The 19,819-nt window shown below is 66.1% G+C and carries 23 protein-coding genes and 1 other RNA gene; 3 read left to right on the plus strand and 21 right to left on the minus strand.

Features of this window, described 5'->3' with window-relative positions; all coding sequences use genetic code 11:
* Positions 1 to 3: 3 nt before the first annotated feature.
* The 16 genes from mraY to FJU11_RS07730 all read right to left on the minus strand — a co-directional run bounded on the left by mraY (position 4) and on the right by FJU11_RS07730 (position 13,644).
* Positions 4 to 1,107, minus strand: coding sequence for a phospho-N-acetylmuramoyl-pentapeptide-transferase (gene mraY, locus FJU11_RS07665; protein WP_141166454.1), 1,104 nt, complete (start codon positions 1,105 to 1,107; stop codon positions 4 to 6).
* Entirely contained in the window at positions 1,107 to 2,603 is a 1,497-nt protein-coding gene (locus FJU11_RS07670; protein ID WP_141166455.1) for a UDP-N-acetylmuramoylalanyl-D-glutamyl-2,6-diaminopimelate--D-alanyl-D-alanine ligase, read from the minus strand. Before FJU11_RS07670 ends, mraY begins: the two co-directional genes overlap by 1 nt.
* On the minus strand, positions 2,600 to 4,057 hold the full coding sequence (locus tag FJU11_RS07675) for a UDP-N-acetylmuramoyl-L-alanyl-D-glutamate--2,6-diaminopimelate ligase (protein WP_141166456.1): 1,458 nt from the start codon (positions 4,055 to 4,057) through the stop codon (positions 2,600 to 2,602). Before FJU11_RS07675 ends, FJU11_RS07670 begins: the two co-directional genes overlap by 4 nt.
* 52 nt (positions 4,058 to 4,109) lie before the next feature.
* Positions 4,110 to 5,870 (minus strand): peptidoglycan D,D-transpeptidase FtsI family protein, encoded by a 1,761-nt coding sequence (locus FJU11_RS07680; RefSeq protein WP_141166457.1) that lies wholly within the window; start codon positions 5,868 to 5,870, stop codon positions 4,110 to 4,112.
* Complete coding sequence (ftsL, locus tag FJU11_RS07685) at positions 5,870 to 6,283, minus strand: cell division protein FtsL (protein WP_141166458.1); 414 nt, start codon at positions 6,281 to 6,283, stop codon at positions 5,870 to 5,872. Before ftsL ends, FJU11_RS07680 begins: the two co-directional genes overlap by 1 nt.
* A gap of 9 nt (positions 6,284 to 6,292) precedes the next feature.
* Positions 6,293 to 7,321 (minus strand): 16S rRNA (cytosine(1402)-N(4))-methyltransferase RsmH, encoded by a 1,029-nt coding sequence (gene rsmH / locus FJU11_RS07690; protein ID WP_235890909.1) that lies wholly within the window; start codon positions 7,319 to 7,321, stop codon positions 6,293 to 6,295.
* A gap of 14 nt (positions 7,322 to 7,335) precedes the next feature.
* Positions 7,336 to 7,776 (minus strand): division/cell wall cluster transcriptional repressor MraZ, encoded by a 441-nt coding sequence (gene mraZ / locus FJU11_RS18565; protein ID WP_235890893.1) that lies wholly within the window; start codon positions 7,774 to 7,776, stop codon positions 7,336 to 7,338.
* Between the two features lie 426 nt (positions 7,777 to 8,202).
* An RNA gene (gene rnpB, locus FJU11_RS07695) (RNase P RNA component class A) lies at positions 8,203 to 8,622 on the minus strand.
* A gap of 91 nt (positions 8,623 to 8,713) precedes the next feature.
* Positions 8,714 to 9,481: an N-acetylmuramoyl-L-alanine amidase gene (locus FJU11_RS07700; RefSeq protein ID WP_141166459.1), complete on the minus strand. Its 768-nt coding sequence runs from the start codon at positions 9,479 to 9,481 to the stop codon at positions 8,714 to 8,716.
* Between the two features lie 32 nt (positions 9,482 to 9,513).
* A complete protein-coding gene (locus FJU11_RS07705; RefSeq protein ID WP_141166460.1) occupies positions 9,514 to 10,224 on the minus strand; it encodes a J domain-containing protein in 711 nt (236 codons plus the stop codon).
* 150 nt (positions 10,225 to 10,374) lie between these two features.
* Positions 10,375 to 10,503 (minus strand): hypothetical protein, encoded by a 129-nt coding sequence (locus FJU11_RS18735; RefSeq protein ID WP_268935190.1) that lies wholly within the window; start codon positions 10,501 to 10,503, stop codon positions 10,375 to 10,377.
* Between the two features lie 123 nt (positions 10,504 to 10,626).
* Positions 10,627 to 11,337 (minus strand): SDR family NAD(P)-dependent oxidoreductase, encoded by a 711-nt coding sequence (locus FJU11_RS07710; protein WP_210242860.1) that lies wholly within the window; start codon positions 11,335 to 11,337, stop codon positions 10,627 to 10,629.
* Between the two features lie 2 nt (positions 11,338 to 11,339).
* Positions 11,340 to 11,972: an urease accessory protein UreG gene (gene ureG / locus FJU11_RS07715; RefSeq protein WP_141166462.1), complete on the minus strand. Its 633-nt coding sequence runs from the start codon at positions 11,970 to 11,972 to the stop codon at positions 11,340 to 11,342.
* The gene (locus FJU11_RS07720) at positions 11,969 to 12,649 is read right to left on the minus strand and encodes an urease accessory protein UreF (RefSeq protein WP_141166463.1); all 681 of its coding nucleotides are present in this window, start codon (positions 12,647 to 12,649) and stop codon (positions 11,969 to 11,971) included. The genes ureG and FJU11_RS07720 overlap by 4 nt, the downstream gene beginning before the upstream one ends.
* Positions 12,633 to 13,118 carry an urease accessory protein UreE gene (locus FJU11_RS07725; protein ID WP_141166464.1) on the minus strand — a complete coding sequence of 162 codons (486 nt, stop codon included), beginning with the start codon at positions 13,116 to 13,118 and terminating at the stop codon, positions 12,633 to 12,635. Before FJU11_RS07725 ends, FJU11_RS07720 begins: the two co-directional genes overlap by 17 nt.
* Positions 13,119 to 13,233: 115 nt before the next feature.
* Positions 13,234 to 13,644, minus strand: coding sequence for a DUF2177 family protein (locus FJU11_RS07730; protein ID WP_235890894.1), 411 nt, complete (start codon positions 13,642 to 13,644; stop codon positions 13,234 to 13,236).
* A gap of 164 nt (positions 13,645 to 13,808) precedes the next feature.
* On the opposite strand from FJU11_RS07730, the gene FJU11_RS07735 reads away from it, so the two are divergent.
* The 3 genes from FJU11_RS07735 to FJU11_RS07745 all read left to right on the plus strand — a co-directional run bounded on the left by FJU11_RS07735 (position 13,809) and on the right by FJU11_RS07745 (position 16,116).
* On the plus strand, positions 13,809 to 14,891 hold the full coding sequence (locus FJU11_RS07735; RefSeq protein ID WP_268935191.1) for a type III polyketide synthase: 1,083 nt from the start codon (positions 13,809 to 13,811) through the stop codon (positions 14,889 to 14,891).
* A complete protein-coding gene (locus FJU11_RS07740) occupies positions 14,888 to 15,397 on the plus strand; it encodes an isoprenylcysteine carboxyl methyltransferase family protein (protein WP_141166466.1) in 510 nt (169 codons plus the stop codon). The genes FJU11_RS07735 and FJU11_RS07740 overlap by 4 nt, the downstream gene beginning before the upstream one ends.
* Positions 15,398 to 15,489: 92 nt before the next feature.
* The gene (locus tag FJU11_RS07745; protein ID WP_141166467.1) at positions 15,490 to 16,116 is read left to right on the plus strand and encodes a glutathione S-transferase family protein; all 627 of its coding nucleotides are present in this window, start codon (positions 15,490 to 15,492) and stop codon (positions 16,114 to 16,116) included.
* Between the two features lie 15 nt (positions 16,117 to 16,131).
* On the opposite strand, the gene FJU11_RS07750 is transcribed toward FJU11_RS07745, so the two are convergent.
* The 5 genes from FJU11_RS07750 to FJU11_RS07770 all read right to left on the minus strand — a co-directional run bounded on the left by FJU11_RS07750 (position 16,132) and on the right by FJU11_RS07770 (position 19,781).
* Positions 16,132 to 16,794 carry a YoaK family protein gene (locus FJU11_RS07750; RefSeq protein WP_141166468.1) on the minus strand — a complete coding sequence of 221 codons (663 nt, stop codon included), beginning with the start codon at positions 16,792 to 16,794 and terminating at the stop codon, positions 16,132 to 16,134.
* A gap of 95 nt (positions 16,795 to 16,889) precedes the next feature.
* On the minus strand, positions 16,890 to 18,602 hold the full coding sequence (gene ureC, locus FJU11_RS07755) for an urease subunit alpha (RefSeq protein WP_141166469.1): 1,713 nt from the start codon (positions 18,600 to 18,602) through the stop codon (positions 16,890 to 16,892).
* A 24-nt stretch (positions 18,603 to 18,626) separates the two neighbouring features.
* On the minus strand, positions 18,627 to 18,983 hold the full coding sequence (locus FJU11_RS07760) for a GFA family protein (protein ID WP_141166470.1): 357 nt from the start codon (positions 18,981 to 18,983) through the stop codon (positions 18,627 to 18,629).
* Positions 18,984 to 19,032: 49 nt separating this feature from the next.
* Positions 19,033 to 19,473, minus strand: a complete 441-nt coding sequence (locus FJU11_RS07765; protein ID WP_141166471.1) for a lysozyme inhibitor LprI family protein — start codon at positions 19,471 to 19,473, stop codon at positions 19,033 to 19,035.
* Positions 19,474 to 19,475: 2 nt separating this feature from the next.
* Positions 19,476 to 19,781, minus strand: coding sequence for an urease subunit beta (locus FJU11_RS07770; protein WP_141166540.1), 306 nt, complete (start codon positions 19,779 to 19,781; stop codon positions 19,476 to 19,478).
* Between the last annotated feature and the right edge of the window lie 38 nt (positions 19,782 to 19,819).

Genomic DNA, 19,819 nt, shown 5'->3' on the forward strand with positions numbered 1-19,819 from the left:
GCCTCACCGCATCTTCAAGGTGGCAAGGCCGAGGATGGCGAGCATGACGGAGATGATCCAGAAGCGCACCACGACCTGGCTCTCCGTCCAGCCCTTCTTCTCGTAGTGGTGATGGATCGGCGCCATCAGGAAGAGCCGCTTGCCGGTCGCCTTGAAGACGCCGACCTGCAGGATGACCGAAAGCGCTTCGGTCACGAAGAGACCGCCGACGATCGCCATGACGATCTCGTGCTTGGTGGCGACGGCGACCGTGCCGATCAGCCCGCCGAGCGAAAGCGATCCGGTGTCGCCCATGAAGATCGCCGCCGGTGGCGCGTTGAACCACAGGAAGCCGAGCCCAGCGCCGATGACGGAACCGAGGATGACGGTCAGCTCCCCCGTGCCGGGCACGAAATTGATCTGCAGATAATCGGCGAAGACGGCATTGCCGGCGAGGTAGGCGATGGCCGCGAAGGAACCGGCCGCGATCATCACCGGCACGATCGCCAGACCGTCGAGCCCATCGGTCAGGTTCACGGCATTGCCGGCGCCGACCACGACGAAGGCGCCGAAGATCACGAAGAAATAGCCGAGATTGAGCATCGTGTCCTTGAAGAAGGGCAATGCGAGCGAGAAGGCGAAGGCAGGGTTGGCCGGTCCGGCGTTGGCCCGTGCGGCCCACATCATGGCGACGACCGCGAGCCCGGCGATGAGGAACTCGATGGCAAGGCGCAGCTTGCCGGAAAAGCCCTTGTCGGTCTGCTTCGTCACCTTGAGGTAGTCGTCGTAGAAGCCGATCGCCCCGAAGCCGAGCGTGACGAGCAGCGTGACGACCACGTAGACGCTCGAAAGGTCCGCCCAGAGAAGCGAACTGACGATGATGGCGACGAGCATCATCAGCCCGCCCATCGTCGGCGTGCCGGCCTTCATGAAATGCGTCTGCGGGCCGTCCGCGCGGATCGGCTGACCGCGACCCTGCCGAAGGCGGAGGGAATCGATCATGCGCGGGCCGAAGAGGAAGACGATGAAGGCGGCCGTGAACATCGCGCCGCCGGTGCGAAACGTGATGTAGCGAAAGAGGTTGAAGACCTGAAACTCATGTTCCAGTTTCACGAGCCAGATGAGCATCAGGAACCTTTCGTCGCGGCCGGCTCTTCGGCCGTCGCGTCGCCCGGCGCACGGCCTTCGGCGGGAAATGTGTCGGTCAGGGCAGTCACGATCGGGCCGAAGCCGAGACCGAGCGAGGCTTTCACCATGACGACGTCGCCGGCGGCGATCTCGCGCTTCAGCGCTTCGGCAATCGCTGCCGCGTCGTCGAGGTGCCGCACCGCGATACGCTCGTCGAGCGCCTCCTGCAATGCCGTCATCGCCGAACCGGCGAGATAGACCCGGTCGATACCGGCCTCGATGATCGGCCCGGCGAGTTCGCGGTGCAGTTGCCCGGTATGAACGCCGAGTTCCAGCATGTCGCCCAGGACGGCGATGCGCCTGCCGCCCGGACCGACCGGCGTCGCGGCGAGCAGCGCGACCGCGGCACCCACCGAAGTCGGGTTGGCATTGTAGCTCTCGTCGATCAGCACGAAAACGCCGTCCGAATGGGCGAGCCTATGGCGTGCGCCGCGACCCTTCTCGGCCTTCACGTCGGCAAGCGCGCTCGCGGCGCTTTCGATGTCCGCCCCGGCAATGCTTGCCGCGCCGAGCACGGCGAGCGCGTTCTGCACGACGTGGCGACCCGGGGCACCGATATGCGCCTCGACGACGTCGCCTCCGATCGCGGCACGCATGTGCGAGCCGTCCCCTTCGAGGCGCACCTGAAGAAGCCGGAAATCGGCCGCCTCGTCCTCGCCGAAGGTCAGGATGCGTTCCACGCCGCAGGCTTCCGCCGCCGCGCGAAGCACCTCGAACTGCGCGTTGTCGCGGTTGAGCATCGCCGTACCGCCCGGCACGAGCCCTTCGAAGATTTCCGCCTTGGCGGCGGCGATCGCTTCGAGGCTTTCGAAATGGCCGAGATGGGCCGGTGCGATCGTCGTCACCATGGCAATGTGCGGGCGCACCATGTCAACGAGCGCACGGATCTCGCCGGCATGGTTCATGCCGATCTCGAAGATGCCGAAGCGCGCGCTTTCGGGCATGCGTGCAAGTGTCAGCGGCACGCCCCAATGATTGTTGAAGGATGCGACGGCCGCATGGGTCTCGCCGGACGGCGCGAGCGCCCGGGCGAGCATCGCCTTGGTCGTCGTCTTGCCGACCGAGCCCGTCACGGCGAGGATTGTCGCGTCGCTGCGTTCACGTGCGGCGCGGCCGAGACGTTCGAGTGCGGCGAGCACGTCGTCGACGACGATCATTGGCACGGTCAGGCCGCCCAGCGCCGGCAGTTTGGCTTCGCTGACGACGAGCAGGCCCGCTTCGGCCGCCACGGCCGCGCTCGCGAAGTCGTGCCCGTCGAAACGATCACCGGCGATCGCGAAGAACGCGTCACCCGGCCGAAGCGTCCTCGTGTCGATGGAAATGCCGTTCACTCCGGCCGGTAGCGAGCCGACCGGGCGACCCTGCAAGGCTTCCACCATCGCCCGGCTCGTCCACAAACAGGTCGGCACCGCCGTATCTCCAAGCGTCTCGCTCATGCCGAAAGCGCCTCCAGCGCCTTGGCGACCTCTTCGTGATCGGAAAACGGCAGGGTGTCGGTGCCGATCGTCTGGCCCGGTTCGTGGCCCTTGCCGGCGACGATCAGCGTATCGCCGTGCTTCAGCATGAAGACGGCGGCGGCGATCGCCTCGCGCCGGTCGGCGAATTCGAGCGCCTGCGGCACGGCGGCCTTGATCTCGGAACGGATCGTAGCGGGCTCTTCCGAGCGCGGGTTGTCGTCGGTGACGATCACGACGTCGGCAAGCCGGCCGGCGATTTCGCCCATGATCGGCCGCTTGCCGCGATCGCGGTCGCCGCCGCAGCCGAAGACGACGACGACGCGCCCCGTCGTGAAGGGCCGGACCGAGCTCAGAACGCTTTCGAGCGCTTCGGGCTTGTGCGCATAGTCGACATAGACCGGCGCACCGTCCCCCGTCGCGCCGACGAGTTCGAGGCGCCCCGGCGCCCCCTCGAGTTCGCCGAGCGCTTCCATCGCGACCTCGGCGGGCGTTCCCGTCGCCATGGCGAGGCCGGCCGCGACGAGCGCGTTGGAAATCTGGAAGTCGCCGGCAAGCGGCAGCGTGACCTCGTAGATCGCATCACCATGCTGGATCTGCGCGACCTGGCGGGTTCGCTGGTGTTCGAGGCGCTTGAGCGAAAGGAACGTGCCGTTGCGCCCGGTCGTCAGAACCCTGCGGCCCGCTCCGCGCGCCACCTCGCCCGCCCGCTGCGAAAAGTCTCCGTCCGCATCGATCACGGCCGGCGCGTCGGTCGGGAGCAGACGATCGAAAAGGTGCATCTTGGCTTCGAAATACGTCTCGATCGTCTCGTGATAGTCCATGTGGTCGCGGCCGAGATTGGTGAAGGCCCCGGCGGCAAGCCGCACGCCGTCGAGGCGATGCTGATCGATGCCGTGGCTCGAAGCCTCCATGGCCGTATGCGTGACGCCCTCGCCGGCGAGTTCGTCGAGCAGGCGATGCAGTTCGACCGGATCGGGCGTCGTCAGCGAGCCGTATTCGGTGCGCCCGGGCGCGGTGACCCCCGTCGTGCCGATCATCGCGGCGGCCTTGCCCGCATGCGCCCAGATCTGGCGCGTGAAAGAGGCGACGGATGTCTTGCCGGCCGTGCCGGTGACCGCGACGATCGTCTCCGGCTGTGCCGGATGGATGCGCGCTGCGGCAAGTGCCAGGAAGCGGCGCGGATCCTCGGTGCGAAGCACCGGCACATCCACTTCCGTCGCCGAGGTCAGCGATGCGACGACGGCGACGGCACCCCTTTCGACGGCATCCCGAGCGAAGGTGGATCCATCGGCGTGCGTTCCCTCGATCGCGACGAAGAGATCGCCCGGCGCGATCGCCCGGCTGTCGGCCGAAAGGCCGCCGATGTCGAACGAGCCGACCCCGGCGGGCATGCCGACGGAAAGCAGATCGCCTGCGAGTTCGTCCAGTTTCATGGCGTCGTCCCCTGCCTCGCTCGTGCCCGCCCGCCCTCGCGCTTCACGCAGCCTAATCGCTGAGCGTCGATTGAGACACCAGCGTGGCGGCGTCGTTCACGGCGAACTTCGGATCGACGCCGAGCGCACTCGCCGAACGCCGGATGATCGCGCCGACCATCGGCGCGGCGTTGAAGCCGGCCGTGAAGCCCCACTCGCCCTCCGCCCGGTGCGGCTCGTCGATGCTCACGAGCACCACATATTTCGGGTCGTCGACCGGAAAGGCCGCGAGGAACGAGTTGAAGTTCTTCGACTTCGAATAGCGGCCGTTGACGACCTTGTCTGCGGTGCCCGTCTTGCCGCCGACGCGATAGCCCTGCACGTCGGCGTTGCCGCCGGAGCCGTGCATGACGTTCAGCCGGAAGAGATAGCGCATGTCCTTGGCGGTCTGCGGTTTCACGACCTGCTTGGAGACCGCCATCGCCTGCTTTTCCGTGCGCGGCAGGAAGGTCGGCTCCATGAATTTCCCGCCGTTCATCAGTGCGGCCGCTGCCACCGCGGTCTGCAGCGGCGTCGTGTTCAGCCCGTGCCCGAAGGCGACGGTCGCCGAATTGACCGGCTTCCACACCTTCGGCGTGAAGGGGGTGGCGACTTCGGGAAGCTCGGTGTTCATCCGGGTCAGCAGGCCGAGCCGCTTGAGAAAGGCCTTCTGGCGGGGAATGCCGACATCGAGCGCCTCGCGCGCCGAACCGATGTTGGAGGAGTGGATGAAGACTTCCGGCACGGTCAGCGCCCGGTGCATGTTGTGGAAGTCGTGGATGAGGAAGCCACCGATGCGCAAGGGATGCGAGGCGTCGTAGCTGCTCTTCAGGTTGGCGACGCCGGTATCGAGCGCCATCGCCGTCGTGAACGTCTTGAAGACCGAGCCCATCTCGTAGGTGCCGGCCGTCATCCGGTTCAGGCGGTTCTTGTCCTGCGCATGCACGGGATTGTTCGGATTGAAGTCCGGCACCGAGGCGAGCGCGATCACCTCGCCGGTATCGACCTTCAGCACCACGGCCCCGGCACCGATCGCGTTGAACTTCTTCATGCCGGCCAAAAGCTCGTCGCGCACGATGTGCTGCACGCGAAGGTCGATCGAAAGCCGTACCGGCTGCATCTTCTGGTCGACCGTCAGGCCGGCGCCGGCAAGCGCCGAGAGCCCCTGCCGGTCGATGTACTTTTCCATCCCGGCGATGCCGTTGTTGTCGATGTTGACGAAGCCGACGATGTGCGAGGTCGTGGCACCCGCCGGATAGAAGCGGCGGGTCTCCGGCCTGAAGCCGATGCCGGGCACGCCGAGCGCCAGGATGCGGCTTTGCTGCTTCGGCGTCAGCTGGCGCTTGATCCACTGGAAGGCCGAATTCGCCTTCAGCTTGTGGTAGAGCGTCTTGCGATCGAGGCTCGGCAGCACGGAAGAGAGCTTTTCGACCGCGTCGTCGACATCGACGATCTTGCGCGGTTCGGCGTAGAGCGAGACGGTGCGGATGTCCGTTGCCAGAACCCGGCCGTTACGGTCGAGGATATCCGGGCGCGAGGCGAGCAGCCGGTTGGGCGGCGCCACGCTCGCCGTATCGTCGTTGCGCTCCATGCCGTACTGCGCCATGCGCGCACCGACCGCGCCGTAAAGCACGACGAACCCGATCATCAAAAGGGCGACACGGTTGCCCGCCCGTGCGCCGGAGCGCTTGTTCACGCCCTGAACGGCAAGCCGTCCGTCGGCACCCCATTTGCGGGTGCGCGTGCGCACGAAGGATTTGCGGTTGAGGGCGACGACGCGGGGAAGAAAGGACATCAGTGGATCACCGATCCGGTTTTGACGGGGTCGACGGACTTCAGGAGATCGGCGACCGCGTCGCCACCGCCGTCTGCCACGTCCGGTCGTCCCGGCGCAGCCATGGGAAGGGGCGGATTGTCGGGTACGGGATAGTCCGGAAGGTCGTTCAGCGTCGCGATCTGCGTCGGCTCGATCGTCTTCAGGTTCAGTTCGGCGTCGAACGCTTCGTCCAGCTGCTGCAGTCGCGACGGCTGGGTCAGCACGCTCCAGTCGGCGTTCAGGAGATCGATCGTATCGTGCTCCAGGCGGATTTCGCGTTGCAGGTGATTGATCGCCGCGACCTGCTCCTCCGCGTGATGCTTGACGCGGTAGGTGAAGGCTGCGGCGCCGACCATCGCGGCGATGAGCACCAGATCCAGTTTGCCGAGCATGGTCTTTTCTCAGACGTTGATGCTGTTGAGGGGAACGAGCTTCGGCAGACCGAAGATCGACATGTCGGGTTCGCCGGCCGGTTCGTCGGTGCGCACACCGACACGCAGCTTGGCAGAGCGCGCACGCGGATTGGCTTCGGCCTCCGCCGCACTCGCGGTGACCATCGCCTTGCCGTGTCGCGTAAAGATCGACGGCCGTTCGACCGGCTGCGGAAGGTGGCGCGAACCCTCTACCCCGCCGAAACGGTTCTGGAAGAAGCGCTTGACGATGCGATCCTCCAGCGAATGGAAGGTGACGACGACCAGCCGCCCTCCGGGTTTCAGCGCGCGCTCCGCGGCATAGAGTGCCCGCGCCAACTCGCCGAGTTCGTCGTTGACGTAAACGCGCAGCGCCTGGAAGACCCGGGTCGCGGGATGGATGCGGTCCTTCGCCTTGCGCGGCGAGACCGTCTCGACGAGGCGCGCGAGGTCGCGCGTCGTCTCGAACGCGCCTTCGGCTTCGCGCCGGCGCACGATCGCTCCCGCGATGCGGCCGGCCTGCTTCTCTTCGCCGAGAAAATTGAAGATGCGCGCGAGATCGCCGACGGCGAGCTGATTGACGACGTCGGCGGCACTGACGCCCGCGTTCGCCATGCGCATGTCGAGCGGCCCGTCGGCGCGGAAGGAAAAGCCGCGCTCCGGCGTATCGAGCTGCATGGACGAAACGCCGATATCGAGCACGACGCCGTCGAGTCCGGCATCCGGCGCGAAGCGATCGAGTTCGGAAAACCGTGCGGCATGCAGGGAAAGCCGGCCGCCGCTACGCTCGACCATCGCATCCCCGCTTTCGAGGGCATGCGGATCGCGGTCGAGCGCGATCACCTGCGCGCCGGCATCGAGTAGCGCCTGCGTATAGCCGCCGGCGCCGAAGGTACCATCGAGAACGATCTGGCCGGGTACCGGCGCGAGCGCCTCGAGTACGGCGGAAAGGAGAACCGGGATATGGCGGACCAGTCCGCCACTGGCGTCGGATGGACGATCGCCAGGGTCCGCCATGATCCCGCTTCCCCTTTCTAAGCGGATGCCACCCCGTTGGCCGTCCGCTCCTGCCGCGCTTTCGAAGCCGTGGCCTCGAACGTTTCGGGATCCCAAAGCTGGAAGTACCGTCCCCGCCCGACGAAGACGACTTCCTTCGTGATCCCCGTGAAGGATCGGATGAAGTCCGTGACCATCATCCGGCCCTCCGCATCGAGCTTGGCGAACACCCCGCCGCCATGCACCAGAAGAGAAAGGCGGTTCGCCTCCTCCGAAAAAGGATCGAGCGCCTCGATCTGGCTCTCGTAGCGATCCAGAAGCTCCGGCCCTCCCACGCTGATCGCGGGAAAGACGAAATCCTGCAGGCAATAGAGCTCGCTCACGTCGAGACGCGTCAGCACGGAGCGGAAGGCGGCCGGTACGGACACCCTGCCCTTGGTATCGATCCTGTTGGTGGCATTCGACAGAAAACGGTTCATGATCCAATGCCGCCGTCTCCACCCCCATGGAGCCTGTCGTGCCGAACCCCGACACTTCGATCCGACCGGCATGCACCATCCCCGTACGGGCAAGCCGCCCGTCTGGAACCTGCATGGTTCCACCGGTTTCTGACGCTGGAGGGACGCCGATGCGCCGTCGAATTTCGTGCCGTTGGGATAACATGGGACACCATGGGCGTCAATGGGAACACGGTTCGCGGGCAGCCTTTTACCCACGCTCATTCATGCAGCGTTAAGCTTAATGAACCGTTACGAATGCTTTGAAGTGCGTTCCGAATACCGGGTGCGTCGATCGTGAACACTATAGTGGACGGCGTTGCGGGCCGGTTCCCGGCGCGTCCCAAACAGGCCCATGAAGGGCCTTCGGGCGGTGCTGCGCACGTGTTTGCGGGGAAGAAATGTCGAATTGCCAGCCGGCCTGTAAGCCGGGTTCTGTATGGCTCCCGCACGAGGTGCGGGAACGCGGCAGCCATTCATCTGGGACAGGACTCGCGCCCTGCCTCGCGCGACCTACCCGGACGACGAGGCCCGGAAACGGGCCCGCCCGCGATCGCTCGCGAGCCGAAGTCGTCCCTATTCGGTCTTGCTCCCGGTGGGGTTTACCGTGCCGCTGCCGTTGCCGGCAGCGCGGTGGGCTCTTACCCCACCCTTTCACCCTTACTCCGCTGCCGGTGAAGGCTGGGCGAAGCGGTCTGCTCTCTGTTGCACTTTCCCTGGGGTCGCCCCCGCCGGACGTTATCCGGCACCGTGTTTCCGTGGAGCCCGGACTTTCCTCACCGCGCGGCCTTTCGACCTCATGCGCGGCGCGGCTGCCCGGCCGACTGGCGTCGCCGCGATAGCACGCCCGATCCGGGCAAGCCAGCGCTTACGCCCGTTCTTCGATCGTCGGACTGCCGAACCTCGAAGCGTACGTCTCTCACCGTGTCGCAAAGCGCGGCAGGGTCGACAGAAGACGGTGGAGCGTATCGATGGTGCCGGCATCAGCGACACCGTCGACGCGCTCCGGGCGGAAATGGCGCTGGAAGGCCGTGACGACCGCTTCCGTGCGCGCACCGAAATGGCCGTCCGGCTCCACGCCGTAGCCGTAGAGCGAGAGCATCGACTGAAGCGCTTCGATCGGCTGGCCGCTTTCGCCGGCCTGGAAATAGCGCCCGGATCGCATCGCGCTCGGCTCCACCCAGTGCCCGACGCCGTTTTCGGCAAGGACCGACCACGGGAAGCGTTCGCCCGGATCGCACTTGCGCGAGGGTGCGACGTCGCTGTGCGCGAGCACCCGTTCGCCGGGGACGGACCAGCGTTTTCTGCAGTCCCGGCAAAGCGCGACGACGGCCGCGATCTGGGCGTCGGCAAAGGGCGGCAGGCCGCCATCATGTCCCGGATTGACGATCTCGATGCCGATCGAGCACGAATTGATGTCGTGCTCGCCCGCCCACAGGCTCTTGCCCGCATGCCAGGCGCGGCGCGTCTCCGCCACGAGCTGATGGATCGTTCCGTCCTCGAACACGACGTAGTGCGCGGAAACGTCGCTCTCGGACGAGCGCAGGCGCGAAAGCGCATCCGTCCCGCTTGCCATCCCGGTATAATGCAGGAGGAGCATGTCGGGCGCACGCCCGTCGGCACGTTCGCCATGGTTGGGCGAAGGCGACCATACGGCTTCGTTGAAATCGCATTCCGGCTCGGGCATTCAGCCTGCCGCCTGCGTGCGGTCGGTCCGGCTCATGCCGCCTGACGCTCGCGCTCGATCGCTTCGAAGGCGGCGTTGAAGGTCGCGGTGCGCTCGTTGGCGACGGCGACGAACTCCTGCGGTACGCCGCGTGCGATCAGCCGGTCGGGATGATTGTCGGCCACGAGCTTGCGGTAGCGCTTCTTGATGATCGAAAGGTCCGCGTCATGGGCCACGCCGAGGACACGATAAGGATCGGCGTCGTCGCCACGCACGTGCCGCTCGAAGATCGCGGCGTAGCGATCTTCGCCGATGCCGAAGATGCGGGCGATGTCGGCCAGGAACGCGCTCTCCTTGTCGTGGAGGACGCCGTCCGCCTTGGCGATGTGAAAGAGCCCTTCGAGAATGTCTTCGAGAACCGCTTCCTCGAAGGCTTCGTCGCTGCACATGCCGGCGATGCGCTCGGCATAGGCCTGATAGCCCGCGACGTCCCGCTTGGCGAGATTGTAGAAGCGCGCGACATTGCGCTCCTCGCCGGGCGGGATGGCGAAGATCTGCTGGAACGCCGCGACCTCTTCCTCCGTCACGATGCCGTCCGCCTTCGCCATCTTGGCCGAAAGCGCGATCATGGCAATGGAGAAGGCAACCTTGCGGCGCGTCTGCGGATCGCCGGCGAAAAGCGTGCGTACCGCCTCGATCACCGAGGCCAGAACCTCCGAGGCCGTCTCGCCGACGTGATCGAACACGCGCGCCCAGTTTGCCATTCCGTCCATTCCTTCTGGCAGACCGGGAGCGGTATAGACGATCCGAACGCTGCGATCGAGGGCGCACGCCGCCCCCGATTCAAGGATCCGTCCGCTGCCGGTCCTCGATGAAGGACGCCGGAACGAACGGTTCGTGTCTACCGATGCGGCTTACTGCGACTGCGTCTGGCCGCTGGTATCGCCGCCGCTGCCGGCGTTGTCCCCGCCGCCATTGTCGCCGCACGCGGCAAGACCGAGGAGCATGAGGGTGGAAAAGATCACAACCATTGCACGCTGCATACTGAACTCCCGTGACTGAGGGCCGAATGCCCAACTGCAACCTCCGATCAATTTATGTCGGGAATTTGGGATCGCCAGTTCACGTACGGTGACATTGCGAAATATTGTCGCAGTGCCGGTATTCTACCAGGGCAGTGTTTCACCACTGCGATCGAGGAAGAGCCCGCTATGGTCGGCGCCGATCCCCTCCAGACAGCGAACGAGTTTGCGTGCCGCCTCCTCGGGCGAGCGAACCGTCAGACCATCCTTGGCGAACGGTTTGGAGAGCGGCGTGTCCACGGTTCCCGGATGAAGGGCGACGCAGGCCGCTTCACCATGAGTTCGCGCCAGCTCGACCGCCGCGGTGCGCACGAACTGGTTCAGCGCGGCCTTCGAAGCGCGGTAACCGTACCATCCGCCGATATGGTTGTCCCCGATGCTGCCGACCTTTGCCGAAAGCGTTGCGAATACCGCCTTGCCCCGGCGCGGGAGAAGCGGAAGCAGATGCTTCATCAGGAGCATCGGCCCCGTCGCGTTCAGCGCGAAGGCCCTGGCGATGGCTTCCGGGGTCACGTGACGCCACGATTTCTCCGGCCCATGCTCGTCGTCGTAGAGATAGCCGGTCGCATCGAAGACGAGCCGCAGGTCCTCTTTCCGCTCGCCGACGGTCTTCGCCAGCGCCGCGATCGACGCCTCGTCGAGAAGATCGAAAGCAAGGTTCTCGCGCCGGCCCGCAACAAGGACTTCGGCGAACCGGCCGCTTCCGGCGAGTTCCTTGCGCACCGCACTGCCGATGCCGCCTGCGCCGATCACAAGCGCCAAGCCCCCGGACGGAAAGCTTCCGAGTGTCTCCATCGTCATTCGGCGGCAGGCCGGCGCTCCAGACCACCGGCGTCTTCGAGGAACCCGACGATTTCCGCGACGCCCTCTCCCCGTCTGAGGTCGGAGAAGACGTGCGGGCGTCCTTCGCGCATGCGTTCGGCGTCGCGCGCCATCACCGCGAGATCGACACCGACATGGGGTGCGAGATCGGTCTTGTTCATGACGAGAAGATCCGAACGCGTGATCCCCGGTCCGCCCTTGCGCGGGATCTCCTCGCCCTGCGGCACGGCGATGACGTAAAGCGTCAGATCCGCCAGATCCGGCGAGAAGGTGGCCGCAAGGTTGTCGCCGCCCGATTCGATGAAGACGATGTCGAGGTCGCGGTGCCGCGCGGTCAAGCCGGCGATTGCCTGAAGGTTGATCGTCGCGTCCTCGCGGATCGCGGTATGCGGACATCCGCCCGTCTCCACGCCGACGATGCGATCGGCCGGCAGCGCCTGAAGGCGCGTGAGCATGGTCGCGTCCTCCTGCGTGTAGATGTCGTTGGTGACGACGGCGAGCGAGTAGTGCGCGCGCATCGCCTTGCAGAGCTTTTCGGTGAGGGTCGTCTTGCCGGAGCCGACCGGCCCCCCGATGCCGACGCGAAGCGGACCGTTTGCGAAGGTCATGAGCGAAAGAGCCTCGATTGCTGGGTTTCGTGGGTCATGGCGAGGAGATCGGAGACGACCGTCGCCGAGCCGAGATCGTCGAGCGTGGCGATTTCGGCCCGCGCCGCCGCGTCGAGAACGACCGGCTCCAGCCTCGCGAGCGCTGCGACCGCATCGCTTTGTCCGATCGGAACGGTGCGCAGAGCCGCCTGGACGAGCGTGCCGACGAAGGCGTTGAGATAGGCGGCGAGCACCTCGGCGCATGCGAGCCCCATCGCCCGCGTCACCGCGCCGACGGCCACCGGATAGGCGACTTCGCCTTCAAGGCGAAGATCGCGCGCCTCGCGGAATGCGCGGGCGGCGGCGAGAAAGGCCGACCCCTGCGCCATCGTCTCCAGATGCCGCTCGCGCGAGCTGGCGAGCGCTTCGGCGAGCGATGCGATATCGTCGCGTTCCCGCGCATCCCCGGCACCCCACGCGGCACGGAGCAGCACCGCATCGTTCCACCCGGATCCCGCCGTCACCAGATCTCCAAGCCAGGCGACGAGGTCGTCCCTCCCGCCGATCAGCCCGTCATGGACCGCGCGTTCCACGCCGTGGCTGTAAGCGAACGCGCCGACCGGAAAGGACGGCGAGAGCAGCGTCATCAGCCGTACGCGCGCGGCCGGCTCGGCCACGGGTTCAGTCGCCGGCGGCATGGTCTGTGTGGTGGCTGTCGTGTGCGCCGTAATGGGAATGATGATAGGCGCCGCGCACCGGCGTAAAGGCCTCGTGCGCCTCTTCGACCGTGGCGCCGAGACCCTCCAGCATCGCCCGCACGACATGGTCGCGCTCGATGAAGATACGGCTCTCGCCGATCTCGGCGGGCAGATGGCGATTGCCGATATGCCAGGCGAGTTCGGCAAGGTGCGCCGCACTGCGTCCGGCAACGACGTAGAGTGCCTGCGAGGCTGCGCGCACGCACACCTCGCTGCCGTCGTCCAGCACCAGTGTGTCGCCATCGGCAAGCGCGACCGCCTCGGCGAGATCCACCATCATCGCATTGCCGTCGTCGAGCACGAGGCGCCGGCGACGCAGGTGCCGTGCGTGCGAATCGAGCGTGACGGTCGCGGCCGGCGCCGGGCATTCTCGGTCGTCGGACCGACGATAGCTGATGGCTTTCCTCATGGCGTTCGCGCCGGCTCCCCGCTGCGTTGAGAAAGGACGATGCCGCTTCCGAAAGGCGCACGCAAGCCGGCAAGGCTTTCGCCTCACCGGCCTTGCGAAAAGGTCCGTATGCGCGTCAGGCGTGCCAGAAGCCGATGCCTTGAACGATGGCGTAGGTCACGCAGCCGGCGATCGCCGTCAGGACGGTTCCCCATGCGATGTCGGCCGCCGCCATGGCGTTCGTCCAGCCGCGCAGCGTGGCCAGGTTCGTCGCCTCGTAGGTCGCGTAGCAGAAGAAGCCGAAGAGCAGCGAGGCGACCAGCACCTTCGGCAGGCTGCCCTCGTTGAGAGCCGGGACCAGCGCGAAATATAAGAGACCGACGACGTAGATCGCGTAGAAGCCGGCAGCGACGCCGAAGCGTGGCTTGTCGAGCATCAGTTCGCCGATCTGCGCCTGGTAGAAGTTCTTCGCCACGACCCCGAGCCAGAGCGCGTCGAGGCCGAGGAAGATTACTGTGGCGATGAGGTAGACATAGACGTATTTCACTTCGCGCGTCCCTTCCCTTTGCCGGCGCCTTGCCATCCGCTTCGTCACGCATCGATCGCCGGTCCCCCGGCCGGTGACGAGAAAATGATGGGCACCTTGTCGCAGAACCGCAAACACGCACTCGCGTTCCGCGCGAGGTCCCCTATTTCCCATTTTCGTCTCGTATACGTTCGGCCGATCGAAGGAATGGATCCATGACCACAAGCCTTTTGTCGGTCGCAACGGCCGTACCCGAAAACGCCGTGACGCAAAAGACGATCGCCGAAGCGGCCGGCCAGGCGTTCGGCGGGCGCTATTCCGAGTTCGGCCGGCTTTCCCGCGTGTTCGAAACGGCGGGTATCGATCAACGCCATCTGGCGCGGCCGGTGGAATGGTACCTGAGGCCGCGCGACTGGGCGGAGCGCAACGGCGCCTACGTCGAGACCGCGCGGGACCTCTTCGTCGCCGCGGCCGAGCGCGCGCTGGCCCGGGCCGGCGTTGCCGCCGCCGAGATCGACACCGTCGTCACCATCTCCTCGACCGGCCTCGCCACGCCCAGCCTCGAAGCGCAGGTCGCCGGTCGGATGGGTTTTCGCAGCGACATCGAACGCGTACCGGTCTTCGGGCTCGGCTGCGCGGGTGGCGTGTCGGGCCTTTCGATCGCCGCTCGCCTTGCCGAAGCGCGACCGGGCAGCACCATACTGATGGTCGCCGTCGAACTGTGCAGCCTCGCCTTCCGGCTCGACGAACTGACGAAGGCGAACATCGTTGCCACCGCTCTGTTCGCGGACGGTGCGGCGGCGTGCGTGCTCAAGAGCGACGACATGGGCGCACTGCATGTCGAAGCGGCCGGCCGGCACACATGGCCGGATACGCTTTCCATCATGGGCTGGCGCGTCGATCCCGAAGGGCTCGGCGTCATCTTCGATCGCGCGATCCCGCCCTTCGTCGAGGAAAAGCTGAAGCCTGCGCTGGAAGGCATTCTCGCCGCCGCGGACCTGACCCTCGGCGACATCGACCGGCTCGTGTGCCACCCCGGCGGAACGAAGGTCCTCGAAGCGCTCGAGACGGCGCTCGCCCTGCCATCGGGCCGTCTCGACCACGAGCGCGCGGTACTTGCCGATTACGGCAACATGTCCGCACCCACGGTGCTCTTCGTGCTGGAACGCCTGCTCGCCGAGGGGGAGCCTCCGGCGCGTCTTCTGCTGACCGCGCTCGGGCCGGGCTTCACGGCAAGCGGCGTGACCTTGAAGCGATCGCCGCATTGATCGCCGCAATCGTGCTCGTGCTCGTCACGGCCGAACGGCTCGGCGAGCTCGTTCTCGCGCGGCGCAACACGCAGGCCCTGCTGGCGCGCGGCGGTACCGAGGTCGGGCGCGCGCATTACCCGCTGATCGTCGCCCTGCACGCGGCGTGGCTCGTCGGGCTGTGGTGGCTGGCACCGGGCCGGCCGGTCGCGGTGTTCTGGCTCGCCGTCTTCGTCGCCCTTCAGGTCGCACGCATCTGGGTGCTCTTCACGCTCGGTCGGCGGTGGACGACGCGCATCATCGTCGTGCCCGGCGAACGGCTCGTGCGGTCCGGACCGTACCGCTTTATCCCGCATCCGAACTATGCGGTCGTCGTCGGCGAGATCGCCAGCCTGCCGCTCGCCTTCGGGCTCGGTCTTTATGCACTCGCCTTTTCCATCTTGAACGCCTGCATCCTCGCCGTGCGCATTCGCAGCGAACGCAGAGCCCTCGACGAAGCGACGCGTCCCGAAGCGCATGCGTCGTGAACGGTAGCGCGCGTCCTTCGTAGCCATCCCTGTGCGGACCGGTCGAACCAACCCGGATGCCGATCGTTTCGTCGACGAAGAAGGAGTCTCCCGTGATCGTCCTCCATCATCTCGCCTATTCCCGGTCCACGCGCGTGCTCTGCGCGCTCGAGGAACTCGGCGTGGACTACGAGCTGAAAAGCTACGAGCGCACGCAGGCCTTCAAGGCACCGGCCGAACTCGCCGATATCCACCCGCTCGGCAAGTCGCCGGTGATCGAGGACGACGGGCTCGTGGTCGCGGAATCCTCGGTGATCCTCGAATATCTGAACGCGCGCTACGGCGACGGCCGGCTCGCCCCGCCCGCGGATACGCGCGAGCGCATTGCCCATGACGAATGGTTGCAGTTCGTGGAAAGCACGGCCGGTTTTTCCATCATGATGACGGCGATCGCCGCCAGCCGCGGCGGCCTGCCGGAGGCGCTGGAAGGCTGGGCGGCTCCGGTACGCCGGAAGATGCTGGAGACGATCGCCGGCGGCGTCGGCGACGGCCCCTTCCTCTTCGGCGATGCCTTCACGCTCGCCGACATCCAGATGTCCTACATTCTGGCGATGGCCGGCCACGCCGGCCTGCTCGAAGATCACCCCGAAGTGCGCGCCTATCTCGAACGCATCGTGCATCACCCCTCCTTCGCGCGAGCGCTCGACATCGGCGGGCCGATGACGCCACCGAAATCCTGAGGCCACTCGGCCAGGCTACCGAACCCGATGATCCTCGGACGAGGACGGGCCGAGCCAGCGTGCGTAGATTGCAAGCGCTGCGGTAAAGACGACCGCCGGAATGAGGCTTCGAACGTCGAATGCCCGATAGGAGACGGCGCCGAGCACCGCACCGACCGTCAGCGCGGACCACAGGAAAAGGTAGGGTACCCAACCGAAGCGATCATGGCCAAGGAGCGCCTGCGCGACCGACTGCCCGAATTTGACGAGCGTTCCCGTCATGTAGGTAACGCCGATGCTCACCGTTCCGTCCCGCAGGAACACGCAGTTCACCGCGCCCATCGCACCGGCCGCGATCAGCGGCAGCCAGAGCCCACCGAGCAGGAGATCGGCCGCGAGGGAAACGGCAAGAACGGCGGCGACGACCGTCAGAATGATCGGCATGCGCCACCGTCCGGCGGCGACGGCGAGAAGCGTCCCGACGATCACCCCGACGACGAAGCAGAGGATGATGCCGAAGGCGAGAAAGGTCGCCCTATCCGCCCAGGTCGCCACGCCGACCGCAAACCGCGTCGAGTTTCCGCTCATGAATGATACGAAGAAGCCGTTCAGCCGAAGATAGCCGACCGCATCGACATAGCCGGCCAGCGCCGCGATCCCGCACGCAAGCGCCCAATGCCGTTTAGCATAGGTTTTCAATGGATGATTGTCCGCTTTCGCTCAGCCCCTCTTCACCGATCAGCGGAAACCATAGCTCCCCCAAAAACGCAAACGCCGCGGCGACCTTTCTCTCGCTAGAACAGGAAATATCGCTGCGCCATCGGCAGTTCCGTCGCCGGTTCGCAGGTCAGAAGTTCGCCGTTCGCGCGGACCTCGTAGGTTTCCGGATCGACCTCGATCTCGGGCGTCGCGTCGTTCAGCATCAGCGAAGCCTTCGAAAGGCCGCCGCGCGTGTTCTCGACCGCGACCATCGGCTTGGCGACGCCGAGGCTTGCCTGCAGGCCGACATTGAGCGCCGCCTTCGAGACGAAGGTGACCGAGGACTGCGCGATCGCCCCGCCATACGCGCCGAACATCGGACGATAGTGCACCGGCTGCGGCGTCGGGATCGAGGCGTTCGGATCGCCCATCGGCGCGGTCGCGATCGTGCCGCCGAGGAGAACCAGCGACGGCTTCACGCCGAAGAAGGCCGGATCCCAGAGAACGAGATCGGCGCGTTTGCCGGTCTCGACCGAGCCGATCGAACCGCTCATGCCATGCGCGATCGCCGGGTTGATCGTGTATTTCGCGATATAGCGCCGTACGCGGAAATTGTCGTTGTCGCCGGTCTCCTCCGGCAGGCGCCCGCGCTGGCGCTTCATCTTGTCGGCCGTTTGCCAGGTGCGGATGATGACCTCGCCGACGCGGCCCATCGCCTGGCTGTCCGAGGCGATGATCGAGAACGCCCCCATGTCGTGCAGGATGTCCTCCGCCGCGATCGTCTCCTTGCGAATGCGGCTTTCGGCGAATGCGACGTCCTCGGGGATCGACGGCGAAAGGTGGTGGCACACCATCAGCATGTCGAGATGCTCGGCGATGGTGTTTTCCGTGTAGGGTCGGGTCGGGTTCGTGGACGACGGCAGCACGTTGGAAAGCCCACAGACCTTGATGATGTCCGGCGCATGGCCGCCGCCCGCCCCTTCGGTGTGGAAAGTGTGGATCGTGCGCCCCTTGAAGGCGGCGATCGTGTCCTCGACGAAGCCGCTCTCGTTCAACGTATCGGTGTGGATCATCACCTGCACGTCGGTCGCATCCGCCACCGAAAGGCAATTGTCGATCGAGCCCGGCGTCGTGCCCCAGTCCTCGTGCAGCTTCAGCGCGCACGCGCCGCCCGTCACCATCTCTTCGAGCGCGCGCGGCAGCGAGGCGTTGCCCTTGCCGGCGAGCCCGATGTTCATCGGAAACCCGTCGAAGGACCGGATCATGCGCCCGATGTGCCAGGCGCCGGGCGTACACGTCGTCGCCATGGTGCCGGTCGCCGGCCCCGTGCCGCCGCCGAGCATGGTCGTCAGGCCGGAGGTCAGCGCTTCCTCGATCTGCTGCGGACAGATGAAGTGGATATGCGAATCGAACCCGCCGGCGGTGACGATCTTGCCTTCGCCGGCGATCGCTTCCGTTCCCGGCCCGATGATGATGTCGACGCCATCCTGCGTGTCCGGATTGCCGGCCTTGCCGATGCCGTCGATCCGCCCGTCCTTCAGCCCGATATCGGCCTTGTAGATGCCCGTTACGTCGACGATCAGCGCGTTGGTGATCACCGTATCGACGGCACCATCGGCGCGCGGCGTCTGGCTCTGTCCCATGCCGTCGCGGATTACCTTGCCGCCGCCGAACTTGACCTCCTCGCCATAGACCGTGCGGTCGCTCTCCACCTCGATGAAGAGTTCGGTGTCGGCGAGACGCACCTTGTCGCCGGTCGTCGGGCCGAACATGTCGGCATAGGCGGCGCGGGAGATCGTTGCGGGCATGGCGTCCTCGGCTCTCGTTGATGGTCAGGCGCTTAAGCCGTCGACATGGCTCGGCTGGAGCGCGGAAGGGTCCACGCCATCGAGACAGCGCGCGTTGATCGCGACCGTGGGACCGCTTCCGGGCTTTTCACCGCGGGCGAAGGATTCGATGCCGCAAATCGTGCAGAAGAGATGGGCGATCGTCTTCGTGTTGAAGCGATATTCGCCGAGCGCTTCCTCGCCGGACAGCAGTTCGAAATCGTCCGCGCCGGTGAAGGCGAAGATGCTACCGAGCCGGCCGCATCGCGAACAGTTGCATTCGAAGGTCCGGTCGAGATCCACCGAAACGCGATATCGCACCGCGCCGCACTGGCATCCGCCCTGGTAATCCTGCTTTGCCATCATCGTTCTCCTCCGCTCGATCGGCCCGAACCCGTCCTGACCAAAACTCTCAATTGCCCAAGCCCTTCATCGCTTCCTTCAGTTCGGCGATCCGTGCTTCGGTGAGCCGCGTTTTGCACTCGGTGCCGAGCATCGGCTGCATCGTGCCCCCGAAGGCGGCATAGCCTTCGTAGCTGCACTGCGCATCGCGATAGGCGATCCAGGCGCGTTCGGACTCGCGCAGCGCTTCCTCCGCACTCGGTACGCCGCTCGCCTTCGTCTCGTCCGCGATATTGGCGTCCTGTTTCCGAGCGGCGGCGACCGCCTTCGGCCAAACCGCGTTCAGGGCAGCGTCGGCGCCCTCGAAATCGCGGCCGGCGCACGCATTCATCATCATTTGCGTCTGCGGGTCCTTGCAATCGAGCTTCGGAGCGTCGTCGGCGTACGCAGCAACCGGGACGATGCCGACCGAACAGAGAACCAGGAAAGAGGCGACGAAGGCGCAACGCATCGTCAGAGCGGCCCCATGATCGCCTGACGGAAACCGTAGACCTTGCGCGCGCCCCCATAAGGGACGAGCCGCACGTCGCGGGCCTGACCGGGCTCGAAGCGCACCGCGGTTCCCGCAGCGATATCGAGCCGCATGCCGCGGGCCGCCTCACGATCGAAGGAAAGCGCAGGGTTGGCTTCATGAAAATGGTAGTGGCTGCCGACCTGAACCGGCCGGTCGCCCGTATTCTCGACCTTCAGCGTCACCGTCTCGGCGCCTGCGTTCAGTTCGATATCGCCTTCCGCGTACAGCACTTCGCCCGGTATCATCGCCTCATCCCTCTTCGTTGTCGCAACCAGTGCCCCGG

This window comes from Pararhizobium mangrovi (assembly GCF_006516965.1).
GTDB lineage: Bacteria > Pseudomonadota > Alphaproteobacteria > Rhizobiales > Rhizobiaceae > Pararhizobium_B > Pararhizobium_B mangrovi.